Below are 1,181 nucleotides of genomic sequence, written 5' to 3' on the forward strand. Positions count from 1 at the left end.
CCGGAGGCGTTTGATGCGGAGCATCCGTTGTTCATCCTCTACACCTCCGGTACGACGGGGAAGCCGAAGGGGATTCTGCACACCTCCGGCGGCTATTTGACCCAGGCGGCGTATACCCATCATGTGGTGTTCGACCACAAACCGGGCGAGGATGTGTATTGGTGCACCGCGGATATCGGGTGGGTGACCGGGCACTCCTACATCGTCTACGGGCCCCTCGCCAACCGCGTCACCCAGGTCGTCTACGAGGGGACGCCGAACACCCCGCATGAGGGGCGGCATTGGGAGATCATCCAGAACTACAAGGTGTCGATCTACTATACGGCGCCGACGTTGATCCGGACGTTCATGAAGTGGGGCGATGACATTCCCGCCCGCTACGACCTGTCCTCCCTGCGCGTCCTGGGCAGTGTGGGGGAGCCGATCAACCCCGAAGCCTGGATCTGGTACCGGGAGCACATCGGTGCGAACAGCGCCCCGATTGTGGATACGTGGTGGCAGACCGAGACCGGCGCGATCATGATCTCCCCGCTGCCGGGGGTCACGTCGACCAAACCCGGCTCCGCCCAAGCCCCGCTGCCCGGGATCTCGGGGATTGTGGTTGATGACACCGGGAAGGAGGTGCCGGCCGGGGGTGGCGGCTATCTGGTGTTGGACAAGCCGTGGCCGGCGATGCTGCGCGGGATCTGGGGTGATGAGGAGCGCTACCGCGACACCTACTGGTCGCGGTTCGCCGAGCAGGGCTATTACTTCGCCGGTGACGGCGCCAAATACGACGGCGATGGGGATATTTGGTTGTTGGGGCGGGTGGATGACGTGATGAACGTGTCCGGGCACCGCATCTCCACCACCGAGGTCGAATCCGCCCTCGTCTCCCACCCCACCGTCGCCGAGGCCGCCGTGGTCGGCGCCACCGACCCGACCACCGGGCAGGGCATCGTCGCGTTCGTCATCCTGCGCGGCAACGCCGCCGATGGTGGTGAACAAGCCGTCCAAGACCTCCGCAACCACGTCGCCAAAGAAATCGGCCCCATCGCCAAACCCCGCCAAATCATGATGGTCGCCGAACTCCCCAAAACCCGCTCCGGCAAAATCATGCGCCGCCTCCTGCGCGACGTCGCCGAAAACCGCCAAATCGGCGACGTCACCACCCTCGCCGACTCCACCGTCATGGACCTCAT

1 protein-coding gene is annotated in these 1,181 nt (G+C 64.7%); it reads left to right on the forward strand.

Features of this window, described 5'->3' with window-relative positions; all coding sequences use genetic code 11:
* Positions 1-1,181, forward strand: a 1,181-nt coding sequence (locus LOZ83_RS39640) for an acetate--CoA ligase (protein WP_236797090.1), incomplete at both ends; no start/stop codon positions are given.

This window comes from Amycolatopsis sp. GM8 (assembly GCF_021653975.1).
GTDB lineage: Bacteria > Actinomycetota > Actinomycetes > Mycobacteriales > Pseudonocardiaceae > Amycolatopsis_E.